Below are 17,096 nucleotides of genomic sequence, written 5' to 3' on the forward strand. Positions count from 1 at the left end.
CGACGCCCAAGGAGCCCTCGTGGCCAGCATCCTCGCCCTCACCGGCAGTCCCTCCCTGCACTCCCGCACCGCCGTCGTCGCCGAGCACGCCCTGCGCCGTCTGTCCCACTCGGGCTTCGCGACCGCGCACCTCGCCGTCCGCGAACTGCCCGCCGCCGACCTGCTGGCCGCCCGCAGCGGCCAGCCGGAACTGCGCCGGGCGCTGGCCGCCGTCGCCGGGGCGGACGGCCTGGTCATCGCGACCCCGGTGTACAAGGCCTCGTACACGGGCCTGCTCAAGGCCTTCCTCGACCTGCTCCCGCAGGACGGCCTGGCCGGCAAAACGGTCCTGCCGCTCGCCACCGGCGGCAGCCTCGCCCACGTCCTGACCCTCGACTACGCCCTGCGCCCGGTGCTCACCGCGCTCGGCGCCCGGCACGTCACCGCGGGCCGCTTCGTCCTGGACTCCTCCATCGAGCGCGGCGAGGGACCCGACCGGCTGCGCCCCGAGGCCGAGCTGGACCTCTTCCAGGCCGTCGACGAGTTCGCCGGGGCCGTGCTCGCGCGCACCGCGCTCCACCCGGACCCCACCTTGACCACCGCCCCGTAACCGCCCGCCCGCCCGCTCCACCGCCCCGAGAAGGACCAGCCATGCCCGCAGCACCCGCCCGGACCCGGACCACCACCTCCCGACGCCAGTTCCTCACCCTGCTCGGCATCTCGGCGGCCGCGGTCAGCTGCGGCACGGCCACGGCCTCCGGCGGCGGCGGCGGGGGCGGGGGCGCGCAGCTCAAGAAGCTCAAGTACCAGGGCTCGGTCGGCGCGGTCTCGCTGCCCGAACTCGCCGCGGACCTCGGCTACCTCGGTGACGTCACCCTCGACTGGGTCGGCAACACCATCAGCGGCCCGCAGGACATCCAGTCCGCCGCCACCGGCCAGACCCACTTCGGCGGAGCCTTCAACGGCGCCGTCGTCAAACTCGCGGCGGGCAAGGCCCCGATCAAGGCCGTCGTCTCCTACTACGGCTCCGACCAGTACTCCTACGGCGGCTACTACGTCCTGGAGGACAGCCCGATCCGATCCGCCCGCGACCTGATCGGCAAGAAGGTCGGCATGAACACCCTGGGCGCCCACTACCAGGCCCTCCTGGACATCTACCTCAGCCGCAACGGCCTCTCCAAGGCGGACGCGGCCAAGGTGGAGGCGCTGGTGATACCCCCGGTCAATACCGAACAGGCGCTGAGACAGAAGCAGATCGAGGTCGCCGTGCTCAGCGGCGTCCTGCGCGACAAGGCTCTCGCGGCGGGCGGCATCCGGCCCCTGTTCACCGACTACGAACTGCTCGGCGCGTTCAGCGCCGGTACGTACGTGATGACCCAGCGCTTCATCAAGGAGAACCCGGACACCGTCCGTACGTTCGTCACCGGCGTCGCCAAGGCCATCGAGTGGTCCCGCACCACCCCGCGCGAGGAGGTGATCGCCCGGATGACCGCGATCGTCAAGAAGCGCGGCCGCAACGAGGACACCACCACCCTCCAGTACTGGCACTCGTACGGAGTGGCCGAGACCGGCGGCCGGATCGGGGACAAGGAGTTCCAGCTCTGGCTCGACTGGCTCGGGGAGCGCGGAGAGATCAAGAAGGGGCAGCTCAAGGCCGCCGACCTCTACACCAACGAGTTCAACGGCTACGGAAAGGGGGCCTGAGCGTCATGGCGAAGATCGTCTTCGAATCGGTCACCAAGACCTTCCCGTCCGCGTCCCGGGGCGACTTCACCGCACTCGACGGCATCGACCTCTCCATCGGGGCGGGGGAGTTCCTGGTCGTCGTGGGCCCCAGCGGCTGCGGCAAGTCCACCCTGCTCGACCTGCTCGGCGGCCTGACCCGGCCGACCGGCGGCCGGATCCTGCTCGACGGCGAGCCGGTCACCGGGCCGGGCCTGGACCGGGGCATCGTCTTCCAGCAGTACGCGCTGCTGCCGTGGCGCACCGCACTGGGCAACATCGAATTCGGCCTGGAGGCCACCGGCGTACCGCGCCGCCAACGCACCGCGAAAGCCCGGGAGTTCCTCGACCTGGTCGGGCTCACCGGCTTCGGCGACCGGCACCCGCACGAACTGTCCGGCGGGATGCGCCAGCGCGTCGCGATCGCCCGCGCCCTGGCCTACGACCCCGACGTGCTGCTGATGGACGAGCCCTTCGCGGCGCTCGACGCGCAGACCCGCGAGTCCCTCCAGGACGAACTCCGGCGGATCTGGCAGACCACCGGCAAGACCGTCGTCTTCATCACCCACAGCATCGAGGAGGCGGTGTACCTCGGCCAGCGCGTCGCGGTCATCACCTCCCGCCCCGGCCGGGTCAAGGAGATCGTCCCCGTCTCCTTCGGGGGCCGCGCGAACGGCCTCCTGGGCGAGGACCTGCGCTCCAGCCCCGAATTCGCCCGCTACCGCCACGAGATCTGGACCCTGCTCCACGACGAGGTGGCCCGTGCCCAGCAACTGGAGAAGGAGCAGGCCACCGCATGAGCACCGAAACCCACACCCCGGCCCACACCCCGGCCCACACCTCGGCCGAGCTGACCGCCCGCCCGGCCTCCGAACAGACCGCGGGCCTGGCCGCCGAACTGGCCGCGGATCCCGCCACCGCCACCGCCCCCGCCCCGGCATACCCAGCCCCTCCGGCGGGAGCGAATTCAGCCCCCGGTCGGGCGAATCCAGCCCCTCCGGCGTTTGAGGAGCGGGGTTCGGGGCGGAGCCCCGAGACGCCCGGCGCAGCCGCCGCCCAGCCCGCCCCCGCATCGGAGCCCACCCCCGCGGCGCAGCCCCGGGCCACGGGCACGGCACCCCGCAAGGCCGCCCGCAAGGGCGCCCGGTACTGGATCCGCGCCGCCGCCCTCCGCTCCGCCGCCCTCGTCGCGCTGCTCCTCGTATGGGAGACGGCGCCCCGCCTCGGCCTGGTGGACCGGACCTTCCTGCCCCCCTTCAGCGAGGTCGCCGTCGCCTGGTGGGAGCTGCTCGCCGACGGGCAGCTCGGCGAGCACACCTGGGCCAGCCTGGTCCGCTCCTTCGGCGGCTTCGGGATCGCCGTCGCGGTCGCCGTACCGCTCGGCCTGCTCATCGGCTGGTACCGGCCGGTCGCGGAACTGCTCGGCCCGCTCCTGGAGGTGTTCCGCAACACCGCCGCCCTCGCACTGCTCCCCGTCTTCGTCCTGCTCCTCGGCATCGGCGAGACCTCGAAGATCTCGATGGTCGTCTACGCCTGCGTCTGGCCCGTCCTGCTGAACACCATCAGCGCCGTCCGCGGCGCCGACCCCACCCTCGTGCGGCTCGCCCGCTCGATGGACCTCTCCACCCTCCGGCTGTTCCAGAAGGTGATCCTGCCGTCCTCCGTGCCGACCATCTTCACCGGCATCCGGCTGGCCGGGGCGGTCTCCATCCTGGTCCTGGTCGCGGCCGAGATGATCGGCGCCAAGGCGGGCCTCGGCTATCTGATCAACGCCTCGCAGTTCAACTTCGCGATCCCCCAGATGTACGCCGGGATCATCACCATCTCCGCGATCGGCGTGGCCTTCAACCAGCTGCTCGTCTCGATCGAGCGCCGCCTGAGCCTGTGGCGCGTCCCGGCCGCCGGCTGACCCCCGCTCCCTTTGCCGCTCTCACCTCCCCTTGAGGAACCCGTCATGACCACGACCAGCGAGTCCCGCCGTACCCTCCACCTCAACGCCTTCCTGATGAACGCGGGCCACCACGACGCCGCCTGGCGCCACCCCGACAGCAGCCCCGAGCGGGTCACCGACCTGCGCTACTTCCAGGAGCTGGCCAGGACCGCCGAACGCGGGCGGCTCGACTCGATCTTCTTCGCCGACGGCCTCGCCCTGTGGGGCAAGGCCCGCTACAACGCCCTCGGCGGCTTCGAACCGCTGACCCTGCTCTCCGCCATCGCCGCGGTCACCGAGCACATCGGCCTGATCGCGACCGTCTCCACCACCTTCAACGAGCCCTTCCACACGGCCCGCAAGTTCGCGTCCCTCGACCACATCAGCAACGGCCGTGCCGGATGGAACATCGTCACCTCCGGCACCGTCGACGAGGCCCGCAACTTCAACCAGGACGAGCACCTGGAACACCGTCTGCGCTACGACCGCGCCCGCGAGTTCCTCGACGTGGCCACCAAGCTCTGGGACAGCTGGGACGACGACGCGATCGTCCTGGACAAGGAGCGCGGGATCTACGCCGACACCGACAAGCTGCACCCGGCCGCCCACCGCGGCGAGTACTTCGGCGTCGCGGGCCCGCTCAACGTGCCCCGCTCGCCCCAGGGCCACCCGCTCCTGGTCCAGGCCGGTTCCTCCGAGGACGGCAAGGAGTTCGCGGCGCAGTACGCCGAGGCCGTCTTCACCGCGCAGCAGACCCTCGCCGACGGCCAGGCCTTCTACAAGGACCTCAAGTCCCGCCTCGCCGCGTACGGCCGGGCCGAGGACGACCTGCTCGTCCTGCCGGGCATCGCCCCCGTCATCGGCTCCACCGAGGCCGAGGCCAAGGCCCTCGAACAGCAGCTCACCGACCTCCAGGTGCCGGAGTACGGTCTGGCGCAGCTGTCCGGGATGCTCGGCACCGACCTCAGCGGGCACCCCCTCGACGGGCCGCTGCCCGAACTGCCCGAAGAGCGCGACATCAACGGGAACAAGAGCCGGTTCACGCTCGTCGCCGAACTCGCCCGCCGCGACGGCCTCACCCTGCGCGAGCTGATCGCCCGCCTCGGCGCGGGCCGTGGCCACCGCGTCTTCGCGGGCACCCCGGAGCAGATCGCCGACCAGCTGGAGCTGTGGTTCACCCAGGGCGCGGCCGACGGGTTCAACATCATGGCGCCCGTACTGCCCACCGGGCTGACCGACTTCGTCGACCACGTGGTGCCGATCTTGCAGAAGCGCGGCCTCTTCCGTACCGAGTACACCGGCCGCACCCTCCGCGAGAACTACGGCCTGGCGCGCCCGGCGAGCCGCTACGCCGCCCCGGCGCGGGCGCTCTGACCCCACGGACGGACGGGCGGGCGGGCGGGCGGGTGGGTGCGCACCCACCCGCCCGCCCTCCGCATCTCCGTGTGATCAGACGCTCAGCACGATCTTGCCGCGGGTGCGGCCGGCCGCGCTGAGCTCCCAGGCCTTGGCCGCCTCGGCGAGCGGAAGGACGTGCTCCACGTTCACGACGAGCTTCCCGCTGTCCGCCAGCTCGGCGAGCGCGGTCAGATCGGCGGTGTCGGGGCGCACCCACAGCTGGTGCGCGCCCTTGGCCGCGGCCTCGTAGTCGGCGATGGACACCACCCGGTCCCGCTGCTTGACCAGGCCCTGGAGCAGTTCCACGGCCCCGTCGCCGAAGAAGTCGAGGCCCGCGTCGATGCCGTCGGGTGCCAGCTCGCGGATCCGGTCGCCCATCCCCTCGCCGTAGAGCACCGGTTCGGCGCCCAGCGAGCGCAGGTAGTCGTGGTTGTGGGCCCCGGCGGTGCCGATCACCCGGGCGCCGAGGGCGACGGCGATCTGCACGCCCAGCGAGCCGGTGCCGCCCGCCGCCGAGTGGATGACCACGGTCTCGCCCGCGGTGACCTTCACCCGCTGGAGCGACTGGTAGGCCGTGAGCCCGGCCAGCGGGATGCCCGCGGCCTGCTCGAAGGTCAGCTCGCGGGGCTTGTGGGCGAGGGTGCGCACGGGGGCCGAGACCAGTTCGGCGTAGGTGCCGAGCTGCGCCCATTCCTTGCGGAGGTAGCCGTACACCTCGTCGCCCACGGCGTAGCCGAAGGTGTCGGGGCCGATGGCCTCCACCACTCCGGCGACGTCCCAGCCCGGTATGACGGGGAAGCGGACCTCCAGCGTCGAGTCGAGGTATCCGGCGGCGATCTTCCAGTCGACCGGGTTGACCCCGGCGGCCTTGACCCGGACGAGCACCTCGCCGGGGCCCACCCTGGGTTCGGGCGCGTCGACGAGTTCGAGGGTGCCGGGGGAGCCGTCGGTGCCGTAAGCGGCGTAAGTGAGTGCCTTCATGATCGCTCCAACCGCCCTCGATCCAGGGCTATTCCAGAGCGAACGGGGCGAGATCCGGCCAATCAGGCGGCCAGTCAGGCGGGCAGGCTGTTGCGGTGCGAGAGCCGCCGCGCGGCGGCCAGCAGGGCCTGGATCTGGACCCCCGACTGTTCGACGTCGTCCAGCGGGGAGGGGAAGGGCAGGCGCACGTCGCGGTGCCCGGCACGTTCTTCGAGCCGCAGGGTGATCCCGTAGCGGTCCATGGCGAGCGGCAGCGCGCGCAGCACCCCGGTGAGGGGCGGCGGCTGGACCAGCCGCAGGAGCAGGGTGACCAGTTCGTTGTGCTCGTCGAGCAGGTGGGTGAGCATGCCCGACTCGTAGGCGGCGAGCGGGTCGGGGCGGGCCGCGTCGAGTTCTTCGAGACCGATGTACGAGCGTCCCTCGCCGGTCTCCAGGATGGCCTGGCCGAATTCCACGCACGTGCCGGTGTCGGAGCCGTCCGAGCCGTCGGCGTACGGGGTCAGCAGGTGGCCGAGGATCGTGACCCGCGCGCGGACCCGGTCGCGTACGGGCGTCGGCGCGATGTCGGTGAATTCCAGTCGGATCGCGGGCAGCCGGATCGCGGGCCGCCCGTCGTGCAGCGGGGAGCGCTCGGCGAGCGGGTTCCCCGCGGCCGGTCCGGCCGGGTGCAGGTGCAGGCGGCCGAGCACGTCGGTGCCGTCCAGGTGGCAGACCTCGGTGCGCAGTCCGTCGGCGATCACGGTCATGGAGTGGGCGGCGGCCAGGACGGACCGCGCGCGCTCCGCGTCGGTCGGCTGGGCGGGGTCGCCGGACATGCGCATGCGGATCTCTCCATCGTCCCGAGGTGGTTAGGTATGCCTAACCTAACCTAAATCGGTGTCGCTGAGTACCCGGCGCGCGAGCCGGTCCAGGGTCCGCGCGATCCGCTCCCTGCTGAGGCCGAGGGTGTGCCGCTGGTGCTGGTACACCTCGGGCGCCAGCGGGCTGAGCAGGATGTCCACGCCGCTCTCCGGGTCCTCCATGCCCGCGTCCGCGAGCAGCGTCCGGACGTGCGCCCGCCAGTGGCTGTACGCGGCGCCCGTGAACCGGGCCGGTCCGTGCTCGGCGCCCAGCGCCAGCGGAAGGTGACGCTCCAGCAGGTCGAGGGCGGCGGAGTAGAAGGCGGACAGCCGCTCCGCGGCGGGCGCGCCCGGGCCGAGCGGCGGCGGGCCGTAGGCCAGCTTCCCCTGCAGGATGCGCTCGTGTTCGTCCAGCAGCGCGACCGCGATCGAGCGCGGATCGGGGAAGCGGCGGTAGAGGGTGGCCCGGCCGACCCCGGCGGCCTTGGCGATCCGGTCCATCGTCACCGTGCGCGGGTCGTGTTCGGCGAACAGCTGCTCCGCCGCCGCGAGTATCTGCTCGTGATTGCGCAAGGCGTCCGCGCGCTTGACGAACCGGGGCGCGGGGGGCGTACGACCCGCCGGTTCACGGACCGCGGGGACCTCGTCGCGATGGGTCATGGCGGCGACCTTACGTGCTTCGTGTCGCTGTTGGGCTGAACGGGTGAAACGCGAGAGGATGGGGAGATGCACAAGAAGCGTCTGGCCAAGGCGGCCTGGTGAGCAGGTACGACGTCACCGATGAACAGTGGGAGGGGCTCGCGCAGGTGGTACCCCTGCGCAGCCGCAACGAGTGGCCCTCCAGAGTGGACCACCGCACCATGCCCACGGCTCCCGGTGCGGCCGTTTCGGCGCAGCGCCGGTTCGTGGTGATCCGGGTCCAGATCTTCGCGGACGCGCGCGAGGTGGCCGAGTACCTCATCGCGCAGATCCCCGTCCTGCTCGACCTCACGGGCGCCGACAGCGAAGTGGCCAAGCGGATCCTGGACTTCAGCAGCGGCGTGGTCTTCGGGCTGGGCAGCGGCATGCACCGGGTCGACCGCAATGTCTTCCTGCTGGCGCCGGTGGGCACCGAGGTGGAGGGGATCGCCGCCGCGGCCGTCCCCCGATCGTAGGAAGGTCGCGGCGGCGGAACGGTTCAGCGGAGCCGGGGGTGCCCGGGTGGCCCGTAGCGTCCGGGCATGGACGCCACGTTGGACACCACTTCGGACACGACTTCGGACACCACTTGGGACACCGATTCGGACGGCACTTCGGATGCCGGTTCGGACGGCACGTTGGACGGCACGCGCAGCGGTCCCGCCGCCGCCTTACCTCCGCCTGCCCATGTGCCCGCCCCGAGGCCGTACGCCGACCACCGCGCCGGAGGCGTACGGTACCCCCGGCCCGCCATCACCGAACTGCGCCTGTCCGCCTTCGCCTCGCACCGCGGGGCGGTCTTCCCGCTCGCCCCGGTCACCCTCTTCGCCGGGCCCAGCGGCAGCGGCAAGTCCCAGGCCCTCGCCGGATACGAGGCCCTGGCGCGGCTCGGCTCGGGCGCCGGCCTGGACGAGGTGTTCCCCGACCCGGTGGCCCTGGTGCCCGAGCGGGCCCGCCCCGACGCCGAGCGGCGCCGCGGCTTCCGGATCGGCTGCACCGTCGACGGGCCCGTGGGCCCGGTCCGCCTCGACCTCGCCGTCCAGGCCGAACCCGCCCTGCGCATCGTCGGCGAACGGCTCACCGCGGGCGACCAGATCCTGCTGAACACCGCCCTGCGCGACCCCGGACGGCGCTCGGTCCAGGCCGCCTGGCTGACCGGCGGATCCACCGGCGTCACCCGGGCCCCCTTCCCCGACGACCGGCTCGGCACCGCGCTGCTGCCGCTGCGGGTGGCCGGCAGCACCGAAGGCCAGCGCCAGGTGCTGGCCGCCGCCGAACAAGTGGTGGTCGCGCTGCGGTCGGTGTTCCCCTGCGATCCGGCGCCCGGTGCGATGCGCGCCCCCGTGCCGCCCGGCGAAGGACGGCTGCGCGGCGACTGCGGCAACCTGGCCGACGTACTGCGCCGGACCCGGCAGGAGTGCGGCACCCGGCACGCGCTGCTGACCGAGGCGGCCCGGACCGGCTGCGCGGGCGCGGTCGAGGGGCTGCGGGAGCGGGCCGCGGCCGACGGGCGGGTGCTGGCCGAACTGGACCGGGGCGCGCTCCCCGCAACGGAACTGGGCCGCCTGGGCGCGGGCGAACTGCGCTTCCTGGCCCTGGCCCTGGTCCTGCTCACCGGCCCCGGGGTGCTGGCCGTGGACCAGAGCGCCGAGCTGCTGCCCGCGCAGCAGGCGCTGACCGTCCTCGCCGACGGCTTCGACCGCGGCCTCGACCGCGCCCAGCGCGCCGAACTGCTGCGCCTGGCCCTGCTCTCGTGCGGCCGCGGGCACATCCGGCTGGTGGCGGCGGTGGGCGAGGAAGGCATCGGAAACGCCCGGGAACTGCCGGGGGTGTCGGTGGTAGACCTGACCCCGTGAACGACTCCATGAACGACCCCGTGAACGAGAACCCCGCACCCGCGCCCGGACGCGCACCCGCGCCCGGGCCGGACGAGCGGCTGGCGGTGCTGCAGCGGCGGCTGGCCGCGTTCGCGGCGGCGCGCGACTGGCAGCCCTTCCACACGCCGAAGAACCTGGCGGTGGCGCTGAGCGTGGAGGCGTCCGAACTGGTCGAGATCTTCCAGTGGCTGACGCCCGAACAGTCGGAGCGGGTCATGGAGTCGCCGGACACCGCGCACCGTGTGGCCGATGAGGTCGCGGACGTACTGGCGTATCTGCTGCAGTTCTGTGAGGTTCTGGGGGTGGACGTGCTCGATGCGCTGGCCGCGAAGATCGACAGGAATGAACTTCGTTTTCCTGTGAAGGGCACTTCGGAAGCAGATTGTCACTCTTCGGAGTGATGGCGCTGTCCACAACCATGTTTGTGTCCACAGATTTCCGAATACCCCTGGCTTTACTGGCCCGTTGCCCTCACGCTGGGTAGTGATGAGGGAACAGCGGGGTGTCGTGCGGACGGGGGACGGCATATGGACGCGGTACGGCTGATCGCGGCCGGCCGACATGCTCTGGCACAGAGCGGGGCGGCGATGGACATCGTGGGCGAGGCCTGGCAGGCCCAGGCCCTCGCGCAGGGGATAGGGGGATGGCTGGCCATTACGGGGCCGCCGGAGCTGAGAGCGGAGGCACGAGGGCTGGGCGAGGCGGGGACCAGAGGCTGCGGGGTGATCGACCGGGCCGCGGTGCGCGGCGAGGGCCGGGTCCCCGACTATCCGCCCAGAGCGGCGCAGCTGACCGAGGTGGCGGATGTCCGCCAGTGCCTGCTCGGGCTCCAGGCGTTACTGGGCGAAGTGGGGATAGCCCTGGTCGGGGTGGCCTGTGCCACGGACGACGAGGGCCTGTACTGGCAGTGCATAGAGTCGATCGACGCGGCGGATGAGTCGAGCGACCGGGTACGGGCGATCCTGCGCAAGATGACGGTGCGCGAGCGGGGTTCCGCCTCGGGCGTGGTCTGAGCGGTCCTGGTCCCGTTCCGGCGCGGATGGCGGGCGCCCGGCGCCGGGCGAGGTCCCGCCGTACCGGGGCGGCGGGACCCGCATGATCAACGGATTGCGATCAGCGGACTCCGAAGGGCTGCTCGCTCTCGGGGACGCGGCCCGAGGCCACGGGGGTCCCGGTGGTCCCGGGGGTCCCGGTGGTGCGGCCCACGGAGGACTGGAGATCGGCGTCGAGATCGGAGAGGTCGGCGTTCAGCGCCGCCATCAGCTCTTCCATCTGCTGCAGGAGCCCCTTCGGCGCTCCGCCGCTCTGGGCGGGAACCACGGACTCCTGGCGAACCTGGTGCTCTGCTGCCTGTCCGGTCTGTCCGGGGTGCTCTGGCACGGACTCGTGGGACATGGCGGCCTCCTCGGCCCTGGCCCTTCCGGGGAGCGGAAGGGGGCGGTGGACGCGCTGGCGAAGGCCGCCGGCGCGCGGGCCGGGCGGTCCGGCTCCGTCCGAGCAAACGATCCCCCTCCGCCCTGGTCACTGGCGCGGCCGTGCGTCGCGCCTTCCGGTTGACACAGATTCACCTGGCTGGGGCGGGAGGGGCAGGATGGGAGCATGGATCTGCGTATTTTCACCGAGCCCCAGCAGGGTGCGAATTACGACACGCTCCTTCGGTCGCCAAGGCCACCGAAGAGCTTTCCTTCGTATCTACCCGTGGAGTTAATCGCCCTGGGGGACAGGGATCAGGACATGATCAGGGCCGTCACATACGAGCGTCAGAGTCACAAGAGTGAGACCGACAGCCAGGCGTCCCCCAAGATGCAGCGGGACAAGAGCGTTGCCTACATCAAGTCCCAGGACAATTGGGCCCACGTCGAGGCCGACTATGCCGACGTAGGACTCTCCGGGTACGACCCTAACGTTGTCAGGCCCGGCTTCGAGCGGCTTATGGCGGACGCCCGCGCGAAGAAGTTCGATGTTGTGGTCATCTACATGCTTTCCCGCCTGACCCGTCAGGGGGCCGCGGAAGCGCTGCGCATTCAGCAGGAGTTGGCGAAGCACGGCGTCGCACTGGTGTCGACGCAAGAGCCCTTCATCAACACCAGCGATGACAACCCCTTCGGCGTCGCGTTCTTCGCTCTGATCGCCGGCCTGGCCCACCAGGAGAGCAAGAACAAGAGCAAGTTCATCCGTGACGCGTTCGCCGAACTCAACGCCAAGGGAAGCCACTCTTCCGGCCCCGTGCCCTTCGGGTTCGTGGCCGATCAAGTCAACGTCGACGGTCTGACTATCCGTGTACTGAGCCCCGGGCCGCAGAGCGAAGTAGCGGTTCCTGGCCCTGAGTCCACCCCCGCCGACACGGTGAACTGCATCATCGAGATGGCGGAGGACGGCAAGGGGACAAGCGCCATCGCTTCAGATCTTACCGAGAAGGGTGCACGGACGCCCTACGGCAGCCTGGACGAAGACGCGGCCAAGGCACGTGTTACCGCTGCTCGGAAGACCCGCAAGGGGGGCGCCTCCGACGAAGCCAGTTCGGAATGGTCTCCTACAGTCGTCGGGCGCATCCTTCGAGACCCCCGGCTAGCTGGCTACGCCATCGGGCCCGTTGATCCCAAGACGAAGGTCCGCACCATCCTCCGCGACGACAATGGACAGCCTGTGTCACCGCATACGGGCTTCATCAGCCCCAAGCGGTGGTACGACATTCAGCGGATGCTCGACGGGCGCAAGCGGACGGTGCAGCGGGACCGGACCGGAGAGCGGACGCTTCTGGGTTCTTGGGGGCTCCTCCGCTGCAAGCTTTGCGACTCCGGCATGACTGTGGCGCGGGCCAAAGGGCCGTACGGCTCCTATGTATGCAACATGCGACGCACGGTGGCGGATCAGCCGAAGCACGCAACAGGTGTCACGATGCCGCACGCGGACGACGTGGTGGCGTCGCGCGTGTGGGCACGGCTTGGCGCGCTGGACGTGTCCGATCCCGATGACATTGAGTGGCTGGCTCTCGCAGCGGAGCGTTTCGCGGTCCAGGGGACGGACCCACAAGCAACGGAGGAGCTTGCTGAGCAGGAAGCGCAGTTGCTCCACGTGCAGGCGAGCATGGAAGCCTTGTACGCGGATCGGGCCGAAGGTCTCTACGACGGCAGCGTAGGCACGAAGTCGTTTAAGGACACCATTCAGAAATACCAGACCCACGAAAAATCCTGCACGGACCGAATTGCTGAACTGACAGCATCAGCAACGTCGTCCAGCCGCCTTCCGGTCGACGAGTGGTTCAGTAACTCCGAGGGCGACCCGTTCGCTGATAACGGGGCGTGGACGCAGTGGGGAGTCGACGAGCGCCGCAGCTTCCTGGCCCTGTTCGTCGATGCCGTCACGGTGGCACCAAGCACCACGAAGGCTGGCACGGACCGAGAGCGGGTGGACAGGCGAATCGCGATCGCATGGGTCTGATGCAGGTTTGGGTGACAGGTTCGGTTACGCGGCCTGGAGGGCCGGTGTCGTCATGACGGTCTCGAATTCGACGGGGGTCAGCCGGCCGAGTGCGGCTTGTCTGCGGCGGCGGTGGTAGGTCCTCTCGATCCAGGTGACGATCGCGATCCGCAGTTCCTGGTGGGTGGTCCACGTCCGGCGGTCGAGGACGTTCTTCTGCAGCAGGCTGAAGAAGGACTCCATGGCCGCGTTGTCGCCGGCCGCCCCGACCCTCCCTATCGATCCGGCCATGCGGTGCCGGTCGAGCGCCCGGACGAATTTCCGGGACCGGAACTGCGATCCGCGGTCGCTGTGCAGGATGCATCCGGCGACGTGTTCACGCCGGGCCACGGCGTTGTCCAGGGCGGCGACGGCCAGGCGGGACTTCATGCGCGTGTCGATGGAGTAGCCCACGATCCGCTTGCTGAAGACGTCCTTGATCGCGCAGAGATACAGCTTCCCCTCGCCGGTGGTGTGTTCGGTGATGTCGGTGAGCCACAGCCGGTTCGGGCCGGTCGCGGTGAAGTCGCGGCGAACGAGATCGTCGTGCACCGGTGGGCCGGCCTTCTTGTTCCTGCCACGCTTCTTGCCGAACACGCTCCACCAGCGGTTGTCCCGGCAGATCCGCCACGCGGTCCGGTCGGCCATGCCGGATCCCGCGCGGCGGGCCTCGTCGGCCAGGAAGCGGTAGCCGAACTCCGGGTCCTCACGGTGGGCGTCGAACAACGCGTTCGCGCGAGCGGCCCGCTCGACCTCGGCATCGGTCACCGGCCGCTCCAGCCACCGGTAGTAGGGCGCTCTGGCGAGCTTGAGGACCCGGCACGTCACCGTGACGGGCACCCCGTCCACGGCCAGCTCTTTCACGAGCGGGTAGATCCTTTTCCCGGAAGGTTCGCCTGGGACAGGTAGGCCGCGGCCCGGCGCAAGACCTCGTTCTCCTGCTCCAGCAGCTTGATGCGCCGACGCGCTTCGCGCAGCTCCGCGCTCTCCTGGCTGGTTGTTCCGGGCTTGGCCCCGTCGTCGATGTCCGCCCGGCGCATCCACTTCCACAGCGTCATCGCATGGACTCCGAAGTCGGCGGCCACTTGCTCGACCGTCACGCCCGGGCCGCGGTTCCTCGCGACCCGCACGACATCCTGACGGAACTCTTCCGGATAAGGCTTGGGCACAGCGACATCCTTCCCACCTACCCCACAGGGCAAGCCAGATCAGATGTCACCCGATCGTGCGGCAGACCCCATGGGCGTCAAGGCCCGACGGCGAGACCGAGGCGGACGAACGCGATTAAGAGCGCCCGGCAATAGGCGTCACTTCAAGCGCTTGGTGGTGGGACGGCCGTCCCAGCGGTAGCGCGGGGTCGCGCGGCGGATGAGCATACTCAGTGTGACGATCGCGGCGGACAGGTAGAGGTAGAAATCCACGACGCGGGTGCGCTTCTCGGTGCAGCGCGGCAGCTTGCCGAAGCCGTTCATCCACGCGTGGCTCCGTTCCACCACCCACCTCCTGCCGGCCTGGATCGGGGCGGGTACGCCCTTGCGGGCGATCTCGCCGGTGAAGCCCAACTCTCGGAGGGCACAACGGGTCTTGTCGCTGTCGTAGCCGCGGTCCAGGTTCACGTTGATTTGGTCGGGAAGCCCGCCGACCTGCTCGTTGGCCGCCTTGAGGGTGGGCACGAGCAGCGGAGAGTCGTGGCGGTTGGCCCCAGCCGAGACGATGCCGAGCGGAACGCCGGTGGCCTCGGTGGCCATCGAGCGCTTCAGGCCCTGTTTGCCCCGGTCCACCGGGGAGCGCCCGGCGGCCTCGCCGCCGCATGGGGCCTTGGTGATGCAGCCGTCCACGGACAGCTCGTCGAGCTCAAGGCCGATCATGCGGTCGTACGCTTGCAGGGCGAGCGCGTGGATCTGCTCGGCTATTCCCAGCAGGGCCCAGTACTTGACGCGGCGTCGAATGGTGCGGTCCGAGCAGCCGGGACTGGCGATGCGTTCGTAGCCGGAGCCGTGCACCAGCGCGGCGATGACATGCTCGAAGACCACCCGGTCGGGTATGCGCGGGTTGTGGCAGCCCAGCGGGTGTGTGTCCACATGCTCAGGCAGCAGCGCCGCGAACTGGTCCCACAAGGGTTCGAGCAGGCAGGACGGCAGGACGGGCACAAGATCTCCGGGAGGGGATGAGGCCGACATGTGGTGCCGCCGCTCTCGTCCCGTCCAGCGTTGCTGATGCGACCGGGGCTGCTGGGCTGGGGTCAGCGCGGGTGGAGTTGCCCGGCGGCGGGGACGTCGAGGACGAAGATGTGGCCGATGTTCGCGTCTGCGTAGCCGTAGTCGACGTTTTTCACCCGGAGCTGTTGCGGGGTGGCTTCGACGATCTGGACGGCGATGGGGTCCGGGCGGCCGGGCAGGGACAGCAGCCAGTCCTGGGCCAGGTAGCTCAGCCCCATGCGGTCAAGGCACTGGCGGGCGTGATGCTCGTGGGTGGGTACGCCGAGCGGGTGGCCGAAGACGGTGACTGGGGTGAACAGAAGCGGGTTGTCGTCGACCGGGCGCAGGTAGCCGAGGAGTTCGCTGTCCTCACGGCGGTGGTGGCGGGCCCAGTGGGCGGGGATCACGGCGGATGCTCCAATGAGTGTGCGGCAATCCGCATCGCGTGGACAGGGCATCGCCGGGTGGTGGATCAGATCGGGTGGAAGATGCCCGAGCTGGAGGTCTGCAGCCCTCCAGCTGCCGGTGACCCGGTCAGCTCAGGCGGGCGTCCGCGTAGGCGGCCATCGCGTCCCGCTGGTAGGCGGCGAGCCCGTCAGCGACCTGGTCGCAGGCCGCGCGCCACTGCGGATCGTCGACATACGTCTGCCCGAGAGCTTTGAACGCGGCCGCGTTCGGGGTCCACATCCGGCAGATGCCCCGGTAGTGGGCATCGACCTCAGCCTGCACTGCCGGGTCGGTCGCCGGCGTGCCGGATGCCGCGAACTCGGCCATGCGGACCATTGCCGCGGTCGCCTCCCGCTGCAGCCGCGCCTGGTCCTCATCGGTGAGTGCGCCGGCGAACTGCCTCGACTGCTCCCCCTCGTCAGGCCACTGCTCGCGGGCGGCCGCCTCGTGGCGGGCGGCATCGAAGCCCTCGAACAAGTTCTCCGGCCTGCTGATCTTCGCCATGTCGTGGGTGTCCTTGTCTTCCTCAAGTTCGGCGATGGTGCGGCCGACCGTGGCGGCCAGCACATCCAGCCGCTCCCGCTCCGCCAGCAACCTCCGGTGGTGCTCCCGCAGCGCGGCCACCTGGTCGACCTGGCACTCCAGGACCGCCGCGATCTCGCGCAGTCCCAGACCGAGTTCCCGCATCAGCAGGATCTGCTGCAGCCGCAGCAGCTCTGCCTCCTCGTAGTAGCGGTGGCCGTTGCTCCCGATGTACGCAGGAACAAGCAGCCCGATCTCGTCGTAGTGCCGCAGCGTCCGGGACGTCACCCCGGACATCCGGGCCACGTCCGCGATGGACCAGGCCATAGCCGTGCCTTTCATCGCCGGGCCGGTCTCTCCGGCCACACCAATGACCGTAGGAGTTGACGTAGCGGAAAGCGCAAGAGACCCGGCACGCACCGCCCTCACCACGCTCAGTAAGCGCGACAGGTCGCCGCTCGCATGAACCAATAATCACCAAGAGTCGCTGTTCGAACCACCTACTGCCGGACTCTCTAAACCGCACACGGGCGAGCTTCCTCGCGATCGAGGGAGCGAAGAGCCTTACGGCACCGCCCGTCGTCCACGTGAACGACGGGCGCGGGATCAAGCAGGCGTCAGAGCATGCTGCGGAAGACGAGCATCCATGACACGTTGGGGGCGAGCGCGCCCTTCCCGACGAAGCTGTCCGGCTCCATTCGGTCGAGCTGCCATCCCAGTGCTTCCACAGCCTCAATCGCGTCCGCAACAGTCGACATGTCGTTGGCCGACGTCTGCGGAACCTGAAGGCGGTACGCGAACACGCGGTGTCCAGCCTTTATTCGAGCCTCTGCGGCGGTGTCTATCCGTGCGGCTGTGACGTCGTTTCGAAAGCCCATAGCTGAAGAGAGTAAGGGAGGTGGCGGCATGGCGTGGGAAGGGTCCACACGAAGGGTGCGCCTTCCGAAGGGCTGGCCCCGCATCCAGCAACGCATCGCGTACACGTGGTACGAGGAGCGCGACCGGCCTCACATCACCCCGTTTGGCGTCACGGTCGAGCAGCGGGTGTGGCTTGGCACCGCTGAGC

19 protein-coding genes are annotated in these 17,096 nt (G+C 70.3%); 10 read left to right on the forward strand and 9 right to left on the reverse strand.

Annotated features, from left to right (window positions below; translation table 11 throughout):
* Window positions 1-19: 19 nt before the first annotated feature.
* From ssuE to OHS33_RS28105, 5 genes are read left to right on the forward strand one after another with little or no spacing between them, the layout of a single operon-like run.
* Complete coding sequence (gene ssuE, locus OHS33_RS28085; protein WP_330333194.1) at window positions 20-589, forward strand: NADPH-dependent FMN reductase; 570 nt, start codon at window positions 20-22, stop codon at window positions 587-589.
* Between the two features lie 41 nt (window positions 590-630).
* Window positions 631-1,683, forward strand: a complete 1,053-nt coding sequence (locus OHS33_RS28090) for an ABC transporter substrate-binding protein (RefSeq protein WP_330333195.1) — start codon at window positions 631-633, stop codon at window positions 1,681-1,683.
* Between the two features lie 5 nt (window positions 1,684-1,688).
* Window positions 1,689-2,501: an ABC transporter ATP-binding protein gene (locus OHS33_RS28095; protein ID WP_330333196.1), complete on the forward strand. Its 813-nt coding sequence runs from the start codon at window positions 1,689-1,691 to the stop codon at window positions 2,499-2,501.
* Window positions 2,498-3,610 carry an ABC transporter permease gene (locus OHS33_RS28100; protein WP_330333197.1) on the forward strand — a complete coding sequence of 371 codons (1,113 nt, stop codon included), beginning with the start codon at window positions 2,498-2,500 and terminating at the stop codon, window positions 3,608-3,610. Before OHS33_RS28095 ends, OHS33_RS28100 begins: the two co-directional genes overlap by 4 nt.
* Window positions 3,611-3,655: 45 nt before the next feature.
* Complete coding sequence (locus OHS33_RS28105; RefSeq protein WP_330333198.1) at window positions 3,656-5,005, forward strand: LLM class flavin-dependent oxidoreductase; 1,350 nt, start codon at window positions 3,656-3,658, stop codon at window positions 5,003-5,005.
* 75 nt (window positions 5,006-5,080) lie between these two features.
* Here OHS33_RS28105 and OHS33_RS28110 read toward each other — a convergent pair whose 3' ends face one another.
* The 3 genes from OHS33_RS28110 to OHS33_RS28120 all read right to left on the reverse strand — a co-directional run bounded on the left by OHS33_RS28110 (window position 5,081) and on the right by OHS33_RS28120 (window position 7,509).
* A complete protein-coding gene (locus tag OHS33_RS28110) occupies window positions 5,081-6,010 on the reverse strand; it encodes an NADP-dependent oxidoreductase (RefSeq protein ID WP_330333199.1) in 930 nt (309 codons plus the stop codon).
* Window positions 6,011-6,084: 74 nt separating this feature from the next.
* Window positions 6,085-6,831 (reverse strand): DUF2470 domain-containing protein, encoded by a 747-nt coding sequence (locus OHS33_RS28115; protein ID WP_330333200.1) that lies wholly within the window; start codon window positions 6,829-6,831, stop codon window positions 6,085-6,087.
* A gap of 42 nt (window positions 6,832-6,873) precedes the next feature.
* Window positions 6,874-7,509, reverse strand: coding sequence for a TetR/AcrR family transcriptional regulator (locus OHS33_RS28120; RefSeq protein ID WP_330333201.1), 636 nt, complete (start codon window positions 7,507-7,509; stop codon window positions 6,874-6,876).
* A gap of 98 nt (window positions 7,510-7,607) precedes the next feature.
* Here OHS33_RS28120 and OHS33_RS28125 point away from each other — a divergent pair, with 98 nt between their 5' ends.
* From OHS33_RS28125 to OHS33_RS28140, 4 genes are all read left to right on the forward strand, one after another.
* Entirely contained in the window at window positions 7,608-8,003 is a 396-nt protein-coding gene (locus OHS33_RS28125) for a cell division protein SepF (protein WP_330333202.1), read from the forward strand.
* Between the two features lie 66 nt (window positions 8,004-8,069).
* Window positions 8,070-9,383: an AAA family ATPase gene (locus tag OHS33_RS28130; protein ID WP_330333203.1), complete on the forward strand. Its 1,314-nt coding sequence runs from the start codon at window positions 8,070-8,072 to the stop codon at window positions 9,381-9,383.
* An 8-nt stretch (window positions 9,384-9,391) separates the two neighbouring features.
* Window positions 9,392-9,805, forward strand: a complete 414-nt coding sequence (locus OHS33_RS28135; RefSeq protein ID WP_330335235.1) for a nucleotide pyrophosphohydrolase — start codon at window positions 9,392-9,394, stop codon at window positions 9,803-9,805.
* Window positions 9,806-9,931: 126 nt separating this feature from the next.
* Window positions 9,932-10,417 (forward strand): DUF6099 family protein, encoded by a 486-nt coding sequence (locus OHS33_RS28140; RefSeq protein ID WP_330333204.1) that lies wholly within the window; start codon window positions 9,932-9,934, stop codon window positions 10,415-10,417.
* Window positions 10,418-10,517: 100 nt separating this feature from the next.
* On the opposite strand, the gene OHS33_RS28145 is transcribed toward OHS33_RS28140, so the two are convergent.
* Window positions 10,518-10,799, reverse strand: a complete 282-nt coding sequence (locus tag OHS33_RS28145) for a hypothetical protein (RefSeq protein WP_443065363.1) — start codon at window positions 10,797-10,799, stop codon at window positions 10,518-10,520.
* Between the two features lie 204 nt (window positions 10,800-11,003).
* On the opposite strand from OHS33_RS28145, the gene OHS33_RS28150 reads away from it, so the two are divergent.
* Window positions 11,004-12,845 carry a recombinase family protein gene (locus OHS33_RS28150; protein ID WP_330333205.1) on the forward strand — a complete coding sequence of 614 codons (1,842 nt, stop codon included), beginning with the start codon at window positions 11,004-11,006 and terminating at the stop codon, window positions 12,843-12,845.
* 24 nt (window positions 12,846-12,869) lie between these two features.
* Here OHS33_RS28150 and OHS33_RS28155 read toward each other — a convergent pair.
* The 5 genes from OHS33_RS28155 to OHS33_RS28175 all read right to left on the reverse strand — a co-directional run bounded on the left by OHS33_RS28155 (window position 12,870) and on the right by OHS33_RS28175 (window position 16,833).
* Window positions 12,870-14,032, reverse strand: a protein-coding gene (locus OHS33_RS28155) for an IS3 family transposase (RefSeq protein WP_443065222.1) whose coding sequence is annotated in 2 segments (ribosomal slippage) — window positions 12,870-13,745 and window positions 13,748-14,032 — 1,161 coding nt in all. Because the reading frame shifts where the segments join, the coding sequence is not laid out codon by codon here.
* A 138-nt stretch (window positions 14,033-14,170) separates the two neighbouring features.
* Window positions 14,171-15,013 carry an IS5 family transposase gene (locus tag OHS33_RS28160; protein WP_330333206.1) on the reverse strand — a complete coding sequence of 281 codons (843 nt, stop codon included), beginning with the start codon at window positions 15,011-15,013 and terminating at the stop codon, window positions 14,171-14,173.
* A gap of 92 nt (window positions 15,014-15,105) precedes the next feature.
* Window positions 15,106-15,468, reverse strand: a complete 363-nt coding sequence (locus OHS33_RS28165; RefSeq protein WP_330333207.1) for a hypothetical protein — start codon at window positions 15,466-15,468, stop codon at window positions 15,106-15,108.
* A 127-nt stretch (window positions 15,469-15,595) separates the two neighbouring features.
* Window positions 15,596-16,357: a MerR family transcriptional regulator gene (locus OHS33_RS28170; protein WP_330333208.1), complete on the reverse strand. Its 762-nt coding sequence runs from the start codon at window positions 16,355-16,357 to the stop codon at window positions 15,596-15,598.
* A 290-nt stretch (window positions 16,358-16,647) separates the two neighbouring features.
* Window positions 16,648-16,833 carry a hypothetical protein gene (locus OHS33_RS28175; RefSeq protein WP_330333209.1) on the reverse strand — a complete coding sequence of 62 codons (186 nt, stop codon included), beginning with the start codon at window positions 16,831-16,833 and terminating at the stop codon, window positions 16,648-16,650.
* Between the last annotated feature and the right edge of the window lie 263 nt (window positions 16,834-17,096).

Origin of the sequence: Streptomyces sp. NBC_00536, assembly GCF_036346295.1 — a bacterium.
GTDB lineage: Bacteria > Actinomycetota > Actinomycetes > Streptomycetales > Streptomycetaceae > Streptomyces.